This is a genomic window from Marivivens sp. LCG002 (assembly GCF_030264275.1).
GTDB lineage: Bacteria > Pseudomonadota > Alphaproteobacteria > Rhodobacterales > Rhodobacteraceae > Marivivens.
The window spans coordinates 816,870-831,769 of sequence record NZ_CP127165.1 but is presented as its reverse complement, the minus strand read 5'-3'; the positions used below and the strand labels follow the sequence as shown (position 1 = coordinate 831,769).

At 60.1% G+C, this 14,900-nt stretch carries 13 protein-coding genes; 1 reads left to right on the top strand and 12 read right to left on the bottom strand.

The features are described from left to right. Positions 1-3: 3 nt before the first annotated feature. The 11 genes from QQG91_RS04230 to ftsW all read right to left on the bottom strand — a co-directional run bounded on the left by QQG91_RS04230 (position 4) and on the right by ftsW (position 12,065). The gene (locus tag QQG91_RS04230) at positions 4-858 is read right to left on the bottom strand and encodes an outer membrane protein assembly factor BamD (protein WP_285771733.1); all 855 of its coding nucleotides are present in this window, start codon (positions 856-858) and stop codon (positions 4-6) included. Between the two features lie 138 nt (positions 859-996). After that, positions 997-1,914, bottom strand: coding sequence for a UDP-3-O-acyl-N-acetylglucosamine deacetylase (lpxC, locus tag QQG91_RS04225; protein ID WP_285771732.1), 918 nt, complete (start codon positions 1,912-1,914; stop codon positions 997-999). A gap of 177 nt (positions 1,915-2,091) precedes the next feature. Continuing rightward, on the bottom strand, positions 2,092-3,666 hold the full coding sequence (gene ftsZ, locus QQG91_RS04220; protein ID WP_285771731.1) for a cell division protein FtsZ: 1,575 nt from the start codon (positions 3,664-3,666) through the stop codon (positions 2,092-2,094). A gap of 176 nt (positions 3,667-3,842) precedes the next feature. Then, the gene (gene ftsA / locus QQG91_RS04215) at positions 3,843-5,177 is read right to left on the bottom strand and encodes a cell division protein FtsA (protein ID WP_285771730.1); all 1,335 of its coding nucleotides are present in this window, start codon (positions 5,175-5,177) and stop codon (positions 3,843-3,845) included. A gap of 1 nt (position 5,178) precedes the next feature. After that, complete coding sequence (locus QQG91_RS04210; protein WP_285771729.1) at positions 5,179-6,051, bottom strand: cell division protein FtsQ/DivIB; 873 nt, start codon at positions 6,049-6,051, stop codon at positions 5,179-5,181. Further along, positions 6,039-6,953, bottom strand: a complete 915-nt coding sequence (locus QQG91_RS04205; protein WP_285771728.1) for a D-alanine--D-alanine ligase — start codon at positions 6,951-6,953, stop codon at positions 6,039-6,041. Before QQG91_RS04205 ends, QQG91_RS04210 begins: the two co-directional genes overlap by 13 nt. Before the next feature lie 86 nt (positions 6,954-7,039). Further along, positions 7,040-7,966 carry a UDP-N-acetylmuramate dehydrogenase gene (gene murB / locus QQG91_RS04200; protein WP_285771727.1) on the bottom strand — a complete coding sequence of 309 codons (927 nt, stop codon included), beginning with the start codon at positions 7,964-7,966 and terminating at the stop codon, positions 7,040-7,042. Between the two features lie 53 nt (positions 7,967-8,019). Next, positions 8,020-8,277: a DUF2484 family protein gene (locus QQG91_RS04195; protein ID WP_285771726.1), complete on the bottom strand. Its 258-nt coding sequence runs from the start codon at positions 8,275-8,277 to the stop codon at positions 8,020-8,022. Positions 8,278-8,390: 113 nt separating this feature from the next. Continuing rightward, positions 8,391-9,791 carry a UDP-N-acetylmuramate--L-alanine ligase gene (murC, locus tag QQG91_RS04190; protein WP_285771725.1) on the bottom strand — a complete coding sequence of 467 codons (1,401 nt, stop codon included), beginning with the start codon at positions 9,789-9,791 and terminating at the stop codon, positions 8,391-8,393. Position 9,792: 1 nt separating this feature from the next. Continuing rightward, positions 9,793-10,902, bottom strand: a complete 1,110-nt coding sequence (locus tag QQG91_RS04185; RefSeq protein ID WP_285771724.1) for a UDP-N-acetylglucosamine--N-acetylmuramyl-(pentapeptide) pyrophosphoryl-undecaprenol N-acetylglucosamine transferase — start codon at positions 10,900-10,902, stop codon at positions 9,793-9,795. Further along, positions 10,899-12,065: a putative lipid II flippase FtsW gene (gene ftsW, locus QQG91_RS04180; RefSeq protein WP_285771723.1), complete on the bottom strand. Its 1,167-nt coding sequence runs from the start codon at positions 12,063-12,065 to the stop codon at positions 10,899-10,901. The genes QQG91_RS04185 and ftsW overlap by 4 nt, the downstream gene beginning before the upstream one ends. A 142-nt stretch (positions 12,066-12,207) precedes the next feature. On the opposite strand from ftsW, the gene QQG91_RS04175 reads away from it, so the two are divergent. Beyond that, positions 12,208-13,386, top strand: a complete 1,179-nt coding sequence (locus QQG91_RS04175) for a BaiN/RdsA family NAD(P)/FAD-dependent oxidoreductase (protein WP_285771722.1) — start codon at positions 12,208-12,210, stop codon at positions 13,384-13,386. On the opposite strand, the gene murD is transcribed toward QQG91_RS04175, so the two are convergent. After that, positions 13,383-14,780, bottom strand: a complete 1,398-nt coding sequence (gene murD / locus QQG91_RS04170) for a UDP-N-acetylmuramoyl-L-alanine--D-glutamate ligase (RefSeq protein ID WP_285771721.1) — start codon at positions 14,778-14,780, stop codon at positions 13,383-13,385. The genes QQG91_RS04175 and murD overlap by 4 nt on opposite strands. Positions 14,781-14,900: the final 120 nt, after the last annotated feature.

Genomic DNA, 14,900 nt, shown 5'->3' with positions numbered 1-14,900 from the left:
GACTTAGAGCCATTCGCCCTTGACCGTCTGGCGATAGATTGCAGAAAGCCAGTTGTTGTCAAAGGCTTTGGGTTCAAGCCCCTTGCCCGTGAGAAGCGCGTAGCTGTCCTGATAAAACTCGGTCGAAGGGAAGTTATGGCCGAGAATGGCCCCTGCGGTCTGGGCCTCTTCGTTGAGACCGAGTGCAAGATAGGCCTCGACCAGACGGTGGAGCGCTTCGGGTGTCTGCGAGGTGGTCTGGAACTCCTCGACCACGACGCGGAAACGGTTGATCGCAGCGGTGTAATGCTCGCGCTTGAGATAATAGCGGCCGATTTCCATCTCTTTGGCAGAGAGGTGATCGAAGGCAAGGTCGAACTTGAGGATCGCCGAGCGCGCATATTCGCTATCGGGGTAACGTTCGATCACCGCACGCAGCGCCTGAAGCGCCTGGAAGGTGAGTCCCTGATCACGGCCCACTTCGTCGATCTGGTCGTAATAGCTCAGCGCGAGAAGATACTGCGCATAAGCGGCATCCTTGTCGGCAGGATAGAAATCTACAAAACGTTGCGCAGCGGCACGGCTGTTGGGGTAGTCGCGATCACGGTGATAGGTATAGGCCTGCATGATCAAGGCGCGCTTGGCCCATTCGGAATAGGGATAAAGCCGCTCGATCTCGCTGAAGTAAAACACCGCATCTTTTTCGTCGCCGCGTTCCAGCTCGTATTCGCCGCGCTGATAGATTTCTTCGGGCGTATAGTTTTCGAGAGGAACATCCGGACGATTGTTGAACTTGCCGCATGCGGAAACAACCAAGAGCGCAGCAAGAAGCGCCCCAGCCTTGAGCTTTGATTTTGCGTCAAATTTGCCGCCTGACATTACCGCGCCCCCGACATTCTTGGTGTGTCATTCAAAGAGCCGAGCCCTTTGTCCCGAAAAGGTCTAGCACATAAAAATTTGGGGCAAAATGCCTTTTGCTCTCTCGGCGGATATACGTTGCACCAAGGCGTTCAATCTTTAGGCAACAGCCATGAGATCAAGCGCGCTCAGCCCCGCGCCGGGAAGCCGCGCAACCTGCCAAGGAGCGCAGGTGACAAGACGATAATTGCGCGGATCGGAGAAGACTTCACGCAAGAGCGCATTGGTCAGGGCGTGACCTGCGCGTACCCCTTCATAAGCGCCGATGATCGGTGCGCCTGCGGTAAAGAGATCCCCCAAAGCGTCCAGCATCTTGTGCCGCACCGCTTCGTTGCCGTGACGCAAACCGCCCGGCGTCAGAACGCTTTCGCCGTCGACGACAACCGCATTTTCAAGCGAGCCGCCAAGGGCAAGGCCCGCCTTGCGCATCGCTTCAACATCCGAATTGCGACAGAAGGTGCGGCTGTTGCAAAGCTCGCGCACGAATGCGCCATTCGCAAGCGACATGGCTTTGGTCTGGGCACCGATGGCAGGATCGGGAAACTCGATCGAGAACGACATGTAAAGTTCGCTCGACGGGCGCAGCACCGCGACCGCCTCGCCGCGCGTGACCTTTACCTCGCGCAGAATTTCGATGGCACGCAGCGGCGCCTCGAGTTCCACCAAGCCGATTTTGACGAAAGCCGCAACGAATTCTGCCGAACTGCCGTCCATGATCGGCACTTCGGGTCCGTCGATGTCGATGAATGCGTTATGCACGCCGCAGCCGCTGAGCGCAGCCATGATATGCTCGATGGTCGCAACGGACACGCCTTCTGCATTGACGATACGCGTGTTCAGCGCCTCTTGGCTGACGTTCGACCAAAGAGCGGCAATCTCGTTGTCGCCCGTAACATCTATGCGGCGGAACACGATGCCCGTATCCGCTGGCGCGGGACGGACGGTCATAGCAACGGGAATACCCGAGTGGAGACCGATCCCCTTGAAGGTGACTTGCGACTGTAGGCTCGTTTGCACGGAGCGCCCTCGGCTGTTTCGTTGCCAGAGAGGTAAGGCTTTGCCGTTCAGGGAACAACTCACAGATTACAACCGCCTGAAACAATTCCGCTCCTATTGTAACACAGCGAAAATAACCTTGCGTCACAAAGAAAAAGACCGCCCGAAGGCGGCCTTTTGCATTGTTTTCAAACCGAATTAATTGGCCTGACGACGCAGGAACGCAGGGATTTCGATGCGCTCTTGCTCGGGGTCAAGCTCGGGGTCTTCGTTACGGATGGCGCGAACTTGCGGCTGGGTGCGCTGTTCTGCCTCGGCATTCTGACCCGTCATACGGTTGATGAGCGAGTTGATTCCAAAGCGGGCCTTTTGCTGCTCCGGTTGTGCCTGCGGTGCAGGAGCCGCCGGACGCTGTGCCGCTTGGGGCTGTCGCGCTACCGCATGCTGGAGACGTGCCATCGCCTCTGGCGAGGGCGTTCCAGGTGCAGGTGCACGCGGAGCGACAAAGCTTTCGGCGGCCTGCATGGTCGGCTCTGGGCGCGGCTGGTATGCGGGCGGCGGAAGATCATCCTCGGCCACTGCGGGCTGGTCTTCGAAGTCATCAAAGATGTCCTCGGCCTGCTCGGATGCGGTTTCAAAGCTGTCGTCAAACAGGGTGCGTTCCTTTTGGGCAGGCGCGGCCTGACGCGGAGCCTGCGCTACGGGTGCAGGAGCGGGCTCGACATGGCGCGGGGCTTCTGCGCTGACAGTCTGGGTGAGCGGCTCTGCCATAGAGCGGCGCGGAAGCGGCGTTTCTTCGCGCTTCTGCACAGCGTCGATACCGGTTGCGACGACCGAAACGCGCATACGGCCTTCCATCGTGGTATCAAGGGTCGAACCCACGATGATGTTTGCATCGGGATCAACTTTTTCACGGATCTTGTTGGCGGCTTCATCAAGCTCGAACAGCGTAAGATCATGACCGCCGGTGATGTTGATCAGAACACCTCGTGCGCCTTCGAGGCTGATTTCGTCGAGAAGCGGGTTCGCGATGGCTTTTTCCGCAGCTTCGATTGCGCGGTTTTCGCCTTCGGCTTCGCCCGTACCCATCATCGCCTTGCCCATTTCGTCCATCACGGCGCGGACGTCGGCAAAGTCGAGGTTGATGAGGCCCGGACGGACCATAAGATCGGTCACGCCCTTGACGCCCTGATAGAGAACGTCGTCAGCCATTGCGAAGGCTTCGGTAAAGGTCGTGCGTTCGTTGGCAAGACGGAACAGGTTCTGGTTCGGAATGATGATCAGCGTGTCGACGACCTTCTGAAGGGCTTCGACACCCTCTTCGGCCTGACGCATACGCTTTGCACCTTCGAACTGGAACGGCTTGGTGACAACACCGACCGTCAGAACGCCAAGCTCGCGTGCCGCCTGAGCGATGATCGGAGCAGCACCCGTCCCGGTGCCGCCACCCATACCCGCGGTGATAAAGCACATGTGTGCCCCCGCAAGATGGTCAACGATCTGTTCGATGCTTTCTTCTGCCGCAGCAGCACCAACGGTCGCACGCGCACCCGCGCCAAGACCTTCGGTGACTTTGATGCCCATCTGGATGCGCGCTTGCGAGCGCGATTGCTGGAGCGCTTGAGCATCGGTGTTTGCGACAACGAACTCGACGCCGTCGAGCTCTTTTTCAATCATGTTGTTTACTGCGTTGCCGCCTGCGCCGCCAACACCGAAAACAGTAATCCGGGGCTTGAGTTCTTCTTGCCCGGGCATGGAGAGGTTAAGTGCCATACTCTTACCGCCTGTAATTTTTAGGCCCGTCCCGCCGGGCTCTTTCGCCGAATATTACATTGATTCTAACGCGATGTTGCCCGAACGTCACGGAAAAAACATAAAAATCCCGCAAAATCTTGACGATTTTTACGGGATTTCCGCTTCTTATAGCGTGATCGGCAATATCTTGCGTATTACCAGTTGTCTTTGAACCATTTGACGGCCCGCTTGAGCGAGCGCGACGGATAGCGTTCGGCGGGGATTTCAAAGTCCCACCATTCATCTTGCGGGTTCGCCGCAAAGAGCGTGAGGCCCACACCCGCCGCAAACGCGGGTCCTGTGGCCGCCTGCGGCAACCCCTGAACACGGAGCGGTCTGCCCAGACGGACCAGTTGGCCGAGGATGCGGCTGGCAAGCCCATCGAGACCCGGGATCTGGCTTGCGCCGCCCGTCAGAACGATCTGCTGGCTGGGAAGATGCTCGAAACCCGCAGCGTCAAGACGCGCGCGGATTTCCTCGAGGATTTCTTCGACACGCGGGCGCATGATACCGATCAACTCGGCACGGCTCACGGTGCGGCGGTCGCGCTCCCAATCGCCCGTATCTCCGCCGATCTCGATCATCTCGCGGTCGTCCATCCCTGTGGCAACAACGCCGCCGTAGAATGTCTTGATCCGCTCAGCGGTCGCCATCGGGATTTGCAGCCCGAGCGAAATATCCTTGGTCACGTGATCCCCGCCCATGCGGACGCTGTCGGCATAGATCATGTGTTTCTTCATAAAGATCGACAGGCCCGTCGAGCCGCCGCCCATGTCGATGCAGGCTGCGCCAAGTTCTTGTTCGTCTTCGACGAGCGAAGCGATGCCTGACACATAGGCCGACGAGGCTATCCCCGCGAGTTCGAGGTCACAGCGCTTGATACAGTGCAGAAGGTTGTGGATCGCAGAGCCTTCGACGGTCAAAAGATGCAGATCGGCGGCGAGTTCGTTGCCCACCTGCCCCCGCGGATCGACAAGCCCCGAACGATGATCGAGAGCGAAATTCACTGGCTGCGCATGAAGCACTTCGCGGCCTTCGCCGATATCGGGCATGTCGCAGGCTGCCAAAACGCGACCGATATCGCTGTCCGTCACGATCTGGCCGTCGATCTCGACGCGGCCATCAAGCCCATAAGAACGCGGACGCGCGCCGCCGAAACATGCGATGACGTGGTCCACTTTGACGTTGGCCATCTTTTGTGCAGCGTGAACGGCGGTGCGGATGGTGCGCTCGGCCTCTTGCACCGCTTCGATCTCGCCAAAGGAGACGCCGCGCGAACGGGTGGTCGCAGCACCGATGACCCGAAACTGGGACTGACCCGCAAGCGATCCCACGCCTTCGCTTTCGCGAAACCGCTCGGGACCGTCAAACCGCAGAACGAGACAGGCAATCTTGGAAGAGCCGATATCAAGAATAGCCACAACACCGCGCTGCATTGCTGCTTGGCGCATGTTTCTCATTGCCCGCTGGGCTTCGTAGAGGTGCCTCATCTTAGTTACCTGTCCCGGATACTGCCGCGTTTATGCGCCGCATTTCAGCTGCGGCTTGCTCGTTGAGCCGGATCGTTGGCCGGCTTGAATGTCGGAAATCGATGACGGAAACGTCACGCTCCAAAAGGTCCTGACTTTGTGCCATGACGATGACGCGCTCGAGCGCGCGCACCGGATTTTCTTCGGGGAGCTGGATGCGCTGATCACGGTCTAGAACCAGATCCCAGCGACGTTCGCCCATCCTGACAAGACCGCGCACGCGGTCCCAGACAGGCGTCGCAGCCGCAAAAAGAGCCATCGCCTCGGCAATGTGGTCCTCGGCTCCGTCACCCGCGATCAGGGGAAGATCGGCGCGATCCGAACGCGCCTCGATGGCCGTTACGAAATTGCCCTCGGCGTCGATGAGATGAAGCCCGTTATCCCCGCGCCAGACGGCTACGGGCGTGCGGGCCACGATATGAACCTGAAGCACACCGCCGGGCTTGATGCGCAGAGTGGCGCTCTCGACGGCATTCAAGGCCTCGACCTTTTCGCGGAGCTCTTCGAGGCTGAAGTCGAAGGACGACAGCGGAAGCGCCAGACCGAGCACCTCGCGCACCTCATCCGAAAGACGTTGTTCGGCTCCGTCGATCGCAACCGCCGTCACCATGAATTCGGGGCGATGCTCGATCGCCTCCCGCAGGCTTTCATAATTTGCCACAAGGGTCGCGCGATTGTCGGGGCTTGCCAGCCAAGCCGCCGTAACAAGACCCGCAACGGTCATCGGGATGCCGACCTTGATCAGCGTCCGATAAAACGGTGAAAGCATCCAGCGCTGGTAGCGATACCCCCAACGCGAGGGCGTCGGATCACGGCGCATCTTCATCGCGAGCATGAGGCGTCCTCTACCAACCACTTGCACAGGTCTACAAAATTGATGCCCGCAAAGGCCGCCTGCTCGGGCGCGAGCGAGGTCGGGGTCATTCCGGGCTGGGTGTTCGTTTCAAGAAGGATAAGCCCGTCAAGACCGCGGCTCTCGTCCCAGCGGAAATCGGTGCGGCTCATCCCGCGACAGCCGAGCGCGTTGTGCGCCCGCACCGCATAGTCAAGACAGGCATCGCGGATCTCGTCGGGGATATTCGCGGGGATCTCGTGACGCGATCCGCCGACCTCGTATTTTGCGGCGTAATCATACCAACCCGTGGTGATGATATCCGTCACGCCAAGCGCGCGTTCTCCCATCACCGCAGTGGTCAATTCGCGGCCCGGCGCGAAGGTTTCAACCATTACCGTCTCGGGCATCTCGTCGGAAAGCTGCGGTAGCTGGTTCGACCCTTCGTAGACGATATAGACGCCAACGGACGAGCCTTCGTTGTTCGGTTTGACCACATAGGGCGGCGCCATCATGTGGCGCGTTTTTACGTCCTCGCGAGACGCGAGAATGCTTTCGACAACGGGAAGACCTGCTGCGCGATAGACCTCTTTGGACTTATCTTTGTCCATGGCAAGCGCCGAAGCCAGCACGCCTGAATGTGTGTAGGGAATACGAAGCCACTCAAGGATACCCTGAACCGCGCCGTCCTCGCCCCAGCGACCGTGCAAAGCGTTGAAGACGACATCAGGTTTGGCGGACTTGAGGTCCTCGACCAGCGACGGCCCTGCGTCGATCTCGACCACGTCGAAACCGCCGGCGCGGAGCGCCTTGGCACACTCGCGACCCGAGCTGAGAGACACCTCTCGCTCTGCGGATGGACCCCCCATCAACACACACACCTTAGGGGCTGCCTTGCTCGACATTCCCACCGCCTCTGCTTGCGGGCCTTGTGACCCGTCGTTCGTTATAAAGCCCTTGCCTGCGGGCTGTGGTCTTGTGACCGGTATTCTTATTCGTTCGGAGCCGGTTCGCCGACCCTCATGATTTCCCATTCTAGCGTGATACCGCTTGAATCGTAAACCTTTTTTCTCACTTCTTCGCCCAATCCCTCGAGGTCGGCGGCCGTTGCGCCCCCCGCATTGGTCAAAAAGTTGGAATGCATCACGTTCATGACAGCCCCGCCGCGTGTCGCGCCGCGCATCCCCGCGTCGTCGATCACCTTCCATGCCTTGAGCTCGTGGGTGTCGTCAGCGCGTCCCGTGCTTGAAAAACCGGCAGGATTTCGAAAGGTGCTGCCCGCCGTACGATCCTTGGTCGGCTGGGTTTCGTCGCGCTTTTTAAGCTGTGCCTCCATATGGGCGGCAAGCGTTTGCGGATCGCCCGTCCGGGCCTCGAAGGTCGCCGAAACAATGACCGCGCCCTCGGGCAGATCGCTTTGCCGATAGCGCATGTTGAGCGCTTCTTTGCCGAGCGTCACACAGTCCCCCGAGCGCAAAACGACCGTAACCTCCTTGAGGTAATCGGCGGTGTATTCGCCATAGCACCCCGCGTTCATCCGAACAGCCCCCCCGATCGAGCCGGGGATCGTGCGCAGAAAGCTGAGGTCGACACCCGCCTCTGCCGCACGGCGCGCCACCATGGAGTCAAGCGCCGCAGCCCCCGCGACCACGCGATTGCCGTCGATTTCGATCCCGTTGAAACCCCGTCCAAGACGGATCACGACCCCTCGGAGTCCTCCGTCCCGCACGATCAGGTTCGAGCCGACCCCCATCGCAAAGACAGGCACGTCATCGGGAAGAGCCGCAAGAAACTCGGACAAGTCCTCGCGGTCGGCAGGTTGGAAGAACACGTCGGCAGGGCCGCCCACCCGAAGCCAGGTCAGCTCGGCAAGGCTCTTGCCTCTGGTCAGTGTGCCGCGCACCTGCGGAAGTTCCATGTCACAGTCCTATGGGTTATTCGCCTCGTCGATACAGGGAGGGCGATACCGGATCAAGCGCGGCTGCGCTGGAATTTGGCCCGCAGCCAGCGGGACAGGAAAACGATCGGCCAGCGCAGGATCGAAGCGCCTGCCGCAAAGCAGATCAAGCCGACGAGCGGGCCGTTTTCAAAGGTCACATATCCGAGAATGGGCACACCCGTCGCGATCAGGATATACGCGCGGCGCCAATGGTTGTCCCGCGACGGCAAAAGACCCGCGATATTGGCTGCCACAAACCACACCAATGCAATCAGAATAGAAGTAGACATAATGCTCGGTCCTTCTTTTGGACGGGGCCAGCCTCTTGACCCCTGACCTCAGAACGCCGCAAACGACGCCTGATATTCAATATCAACGGGCGGGTTGATCCCGCCTCGCCGACCTACTTTGCTCCCAAACGCGCGGGCAGGTTGTTCGCCCAAGCGCTGATCGTCCCTGCCCCGAGGCACACGACGATATCGCCCGATTTGGCTTGTTCGCGCACAAGGCGTTCAAGATCATCTTCGCTCAGAAGAGCGCGGGCATGGCGATGCCCATGACGGATGAGCCCCGCAACGAGATCGTCACGGCTTGCGCCTTCGATCGGGGTTTCGCCTGCCGCATAGACTTCGGCGATGGCGACGACGTCCGCATCATTGAAACAGGAGCAGAAATCCTCGAACAGCGAATGGAGGCGGGTATAGCGGTGTGGCTGATGCACAGCGATCACGCGGCCGTCCGACGCCTGACGTGCGGCCTTGAGAACCGCCGCGATTTCAACGGGGTGGTGACCGTAGTCGTCGATGATCGTCACGCCATCCACTTCACCGACCTTGGTAAAGCGGCGATTGACCCCGCCGAAAGCGGCAAGAGCGGCGCGGATTTCCTCTTTCTTCATGCCGAGGTGACGGGCAACCGCCACAGCAGAAAGCGCATTCGAGACGTTGTGGTCGCCCGGCATCGGCAGCGTGCAGCCTTCGATCACATCGCCTTCGGCCTGAAGCCCGATGTCGAAATGCGCCACGCCCTTCACATAGGTCAGGTTCAGCGCACGCACATCGGCCTGTGCGTTGAAACCGTAAGTGATCACGCGGCGATCCGTGATCTTGCCGACGAGAGACTGCACCTCTGGATGATCGGTGCAGCAGACGGCGACGCCGTAGAACGGAATGTTTGAAACGAAATCGTAGAACCCTTTGCGCAGGTTATCGAGGCTTCCCCAATGCTCCATATGCTCGGGGTCGATGTTGGTGACGATTGCGATGGTCGCGGGAAGACGATTGAAGGTCCCGTCGGACTCGTCCGCTTCGACCACCATCCATTCGCCGTCCCCGACCCGGGCGTTCGAGCCATAGGCATGGATGATCCCGCCGTTCACGACGGTCGGATCGAAGTTCCCCGCATCAAGCAGCGCCGAAACCATGGTGGTCGTCGTCGTCTTGCCATGCGTGCCCGCAATCGCAACGTTCGATTTGAGCCGCATCAGCTCGGCCAGCATTTCGGCACGTCGCACGATCGGGAGCCCTCGGCGGCGCGCTTCGTCAAGTTCGGGATTGCCCGGTTTGATTGCCGAAGAAATGACGATGACTTCCGCACCTTCAAGGTTCTCGGCCTTTTGGCCTTCGAAGATGGTGACACCCATCTCGGCAAGACGGTCGGTGATCTTGCTGGTTTTGGCGTCGGAGCCTTGCACGCGATAGCCGTGGTTCACGAGAACCTCTGCGATCCCTGACATGCCGATCCCCCCGATCCCTACAAAATGGATCGGACCTACGTCGAGGGGGAGCTTGGTAACAGCGTTCATTTTACTCTTCTTCTTTCTTATCGCCGGATGCGAGCTCTTCAACGAGAGCGGCAAGACGGTCGGCGGCATCGGGAATTCCACAGGACAAAGCAGCGGACGCCATCATCGCGGCCCCACGCGCATCGCCGAGCACGTTTAGAATCTGTTCGGCAAGGGTTTCAACCGTGAATTGGGCCTCGGGAATACGAATGGCGCCGCCCGCTTCGACCAAGGCTTGGGCATTCGCCGTCTGTTCATCACGGATCGCAGCCGCCAAAGGCACGAGGATCGACGGACGACCGATGACGCTGATATCGGCGACCGAAGAGGCCCCCGAACGGCTGATCACCAGTTGCGCTTCGGACATGCGGGTCGGAACATCGTCGAAGAACGGCTCTATTTCGGCGCTGATGCCTGCGTCGGCATAGGTCTCGGCCACGCGCCAGCGATCTTCGGCGCGGGCTTGGTGACTGACACGGATATATTGGCGAAGCTCCTGCGGCAGCGAGGCAATCGCGGCGGGCACCACATCCGAAAGGATCTTGGCCCCCTGAGAGCCGCCCATCACAAGGATCGACATCGGGTATTCACCCGGTTCGATATAGCCTGCCCCTGCGCGGCGCAGAACCGAAGCGCGCACGGGGTTGCCCGTGTGGATACCTTCGATCCCGTCGGGAAGCGTGGTCGGCCATGTGCCGCAGGCCACCACATCCACCCGCTTTGCAAAAAGCTGGTTGACCCGTCCGAGAACGCCGTTCTGTTCATGAAGCATACGTGGACGGCGCAAGATCGTTGCCGCGGCAATCGCGGGGATCGATGGATAGCCGCCGAAACCGACGACAACCGCTGGCTTGTCTAGAAGCATCCGCCACGTTGCGGCGAGAACACCGGCCCCGATGGTGAACGGCACCATGACTTTGGCCAATGCGCCACCACGGGCAAAGGTCGCGCTTTTGACCTGCATGATCTCGACCGCGTCGGGAAAGCCGCCCGTGTAGCGCGCACCGCGCTCATCTGTCGAGAGCCGCACGCGCCATCCACGCGAGAGCATAACTTCGGCCAAGGCCTGAGCGGGAAACATATGCCCGCCCGTGCCACCTGCCGCGATGATCAGAAGGGGGGGCTTGCTCATCGACGCCCCCTAAGAAGGATTTCGCCGATCTCGCCCTGAGGACGGGTGCGGGTAAAGGCCAGAAGCATACCCACGGCGATACCGCCTGCGATCAATGAAGACCCGCCGTATGACACGAAAGGAAGCGTCATCCCCTTGGCAGGAAGCAGACGCACCGCAACGCCCATGTTGATCATCGCCTGAACACCGAATGCGCAGGCAAGGCCGGTTCCTGCCAAGCGGATGAAGGGATCACGTTCCTTCATCAAACGCAGGAGCGAGCGCACCACGATGATCGCATAAAGCGCGATGATCGCCAGCACACAGACAAGACCGTATTCTTCGGCAGCCACCGCGATGATGAAATCGGTATGGGCGTCGGGCAGTGACCATTTCACCTGACCTTCACCCACGCCGACGCCGAAGAAACCGCCTTCGCGGATGGCGTTTGTCGCATAGCCGATCTGGGTGCGCGGATCGATTTCAGGGTTCAAAAAGCCGTCGATGCGGCGGGCGAAGTGCTCGGAATTGGCATAGGAAAACGTGCCCGCAAGAACGACGAGACCCGCAATCCCCATAAGGAGCAGCATCGGCGCACCGGCAACGAAATACATGACGCCCCAAGCAAAAAGCACGAGGCAGGCCTGACCGAAGTCAGGCTGAAGCGCCAGCATAAGGCAGATCATCACCGTCAGAATAAAGGAATACATCCGCCCCGGAGGGCCGCCGATCTCGAAGGCGGCAGCCATGAACCAGGCGGCGACAACCACAAAACCGGGCTTGAGGAATTCGGACGGCTGGAACGAGGCAAACCCGAGCGAATACCAGCGCACCGCGCCTTTGCCGAAATCGGTTCCGAAGACAGGCAAAAGCGCCAGAGCGACAAAGGCCAGAAGAAAGCCGATCACCCCGAGACGCCGCACCATCGTGGGCGACATCATCGACATGACAAGCATCACCAGCATCGCGCTTCCGCCGAAGAATGCCTGACGCAGCACATAGTGGAAAGGCTCGAGACCATTGCGGGCCGCCAGCGGCGGAGAGGCCGCAAGCCCAAGCAAAAGCCCGATACCGAACAGCATGAAGACGCATGTCATCGTCAATTTGTCGATGGTGCGCCACCAACGTGGAATAATAGGATCGCCGGCCTGCGCCGGGATCGTTCCATAGACCATTTCCGTCATGGATATACCGCTTTATCTGCCTCAATTGTGCCCGTTGTCCGGGTCTGAGAATAATGCTAACCCGTGCTGCGCCCGATTGCCAGTAAATTCAGGGCAATCGGCGGAAATCGCGCGTTCCCGATCCTAAAAAGGCAGGCCAGTCATGAAAGTGAAGACACTCATTCTCGGAGCGGGTGCCGCGGGTATGTTTTGCGCCTCGCGCGCGGGGGCCGATGTTCTCGTGATCGACCATGCCAAAGCGGCGGGCGAGAAGATCCGCATCTCGGGCGGTGGACGCTGTAATTTCACCAACCTCGACATTCAATTTTCGAACTATATCTGCGCCAATCCGCATTTTCATAAGTCGGCACTGTCACAATTCACACAATGGGACTTTATCGAGCTGATGGCCAAATACGGCATAGCATGGCACGAAAAGACCCTCGGCCAGCTCTTTTGCGACGAAAGCGCCAAGGATGTCGTCGCGATGCTGCGACAGGAAATGGACAAGGCGGGCGCGGACCTCTGGCTCCAGACAGAGATCGAAGCGATCCAGAAAGACGGTGACCACTTCCACGTGGCGCTCTCGCGCCAAGGGCGGCGCGTCTTGGTCGAGGCCGAGAACCTCGTCGTGGCGACGGGCGGCAAGTCGATCCCGAAGATGGGTGCGACGGGCATCGGTTACAAAATCGCCTCGGATTTCGGGATCAGGGTGACGGAAACGCGCGCGGGCCTTGTGCCCTTTACCTTTGATGCGGAGCGCTTCAAGGCGCTTGCGGGTCTGTCCAGCGAAGTCACGGCCCGCGCGGAGCGGGGGCCTGCCTTTACCGAAGGAATGCTGTTCACCCATCGCGGTCTTTCGGGGCCGTCGATGCTCCAGGTCTCGTCCTATTGGCGCGAGGGAGAGGCCATCACGCTCGATATGTCGCCCAAGAGGTCCTTGGCCGAATTCCTCAAATCGGAAAAGCGTGGGGCGGGGAAAAAGAACCTGACGACCATCCTCGGGATGATTTTTCCAGCGCGGCTTGTCGAACATCTGGCGGGGGTCATGGATATGTCCGGCAATATCGCAGACTGGTCCGACAAACGCCTGACCGAGCTTGCCGATCAGCTTCACGCTTGGGAATTGGTCCCGACAGGCAGCGAAGGGTATCGCACCGCCGAAGTCACGCTCGGCGGGATCGACACGGACGAGCTTTCCTCCAAGACAATGGAAGCCAAAAAGGTCAAAGGCCTCTATTTCATCGGCGAATGTGTCGATGTCACGGGCTGGCTTGGCGGGTATAACTTCCAATGGGCTTGGGCATCGGCGGCCGCTGCGGGCCGCGCGATCAGCGCTTAGCCCAGTTTGGCGACCTGTGCGGCGAAATCCTCGCCGCGTTTTTCGAAGCTGTCATACTGATCGAAACTTGCGCAGGCAGGCGCAAGGAGCACGACATCGCCTGCCTCGGCCTCGGCGGCGGCGCGAGTGACGGCCACCTCCATCGTCGTGCAAATCTCGGCGTCGACGCCTTTTAGGGCGAGAGCGAATTTCTCGGCTTCACGCCCGATGACATAGGCTTTGGCGACCGATCCCACATGGGGCAAGAGCGCGTCCACACCGCCCTCTTTCTCGAGGCCGCCGCAAATCCAGCGGATGCGCGGGAACGCCTGAAGCGCTTTGGCGGCGCTATCCACATTCGTGGCTTTGGAGTCGTTGACGTATTTCACGCCCCCGATTTCGGCAATGAGTTGGGAGCGATGCGGAAGTCCGGGGTAGGATTTCATCGCCTCTTCGATCTGTCGCGGCCCGATCCCGAGCGTGCGGCAGGCCGCATAGGCGGCACAGGCGTTCTGATGATTGTGCGCCCCGGGCAGCCCCACAATCTCTCGTAGGTCGATCGAGCCGACCTGACGGCCTTTGCGGTATTCGGAGAGAAAGCCCTTGCGCGCGAAAACGCTCCAGCCCTCGCCCGAGAGTTTGCGGCCGCTCGAGATCGAAATCACGCGGTCATCGGCTTGGCCCATGGCAAGCTGATTGGCAAGATAGCGTCCCTCGTTTTCGTCGACGCCGATGATGGCGCGGTCCGGCCCGCCTTCAGCGAACAAACGGCGCTTGGCCGCGAAATATCCGCCAAGACCTGCGTGACGATCAAGGTGGTCGGGGCTGAGGTTGGTCAGAACCGCGATATCGGGGGTCAAAGCCCGTGCCAGATCGGTCTGATAGGAGGAAAGTTCAAGCACGATGACTTCGCCGTCTTGCGGCGGATCGATATCGAGGACGCCTCGACCGATATTACCTGCAAGTTGGGTCGGACGGCCGCATTCCTTGAGGATGTGGTGGGTCAGCGCCGAGGTCGTGGATTTTCCGTTGGAGCCGGTGATTGCGATGACGCGGGGGCTTGTGTCGAAATCGTCGAAGCCTTCTGCCGCAAAGGAGCGGAAGAACAGGCCGATGTCATTGTCGACGGGCACGCCTGCATCCCATGCGAGGGCGATGACGGGATGCGGCGCGGGATAGAGATGCGGGATGCCGGGCGAGACGATGAGCGCGGCGACACCGTCAAGGGCCCCCTCGCGGGTCAGATCACGTATCTCGAAGCCTTCGGTTTCGGCAGCTTCGCGGCCCGAGGGGCTATCGTCCCAGCACAGGGGATGGGCACCGCCTGCGGCCAAAGCTTTGGCGGTGGCGCGCCCCGACCGGCCTAGGCCCAAGACAGCGACGGTTTGGTTCTCGAACCCTTGGACGGGAATCATGGATCAGCCTCCGTTGACTGGCAGGAAGGTGCCGCCCCTCTCGCGCAATGGCAAGAGAGGCGAAAGGGAGGGCTCTGCCCTCTTGGCCTTTGGCCAATTCACCCGGGATATTTGCGGCAC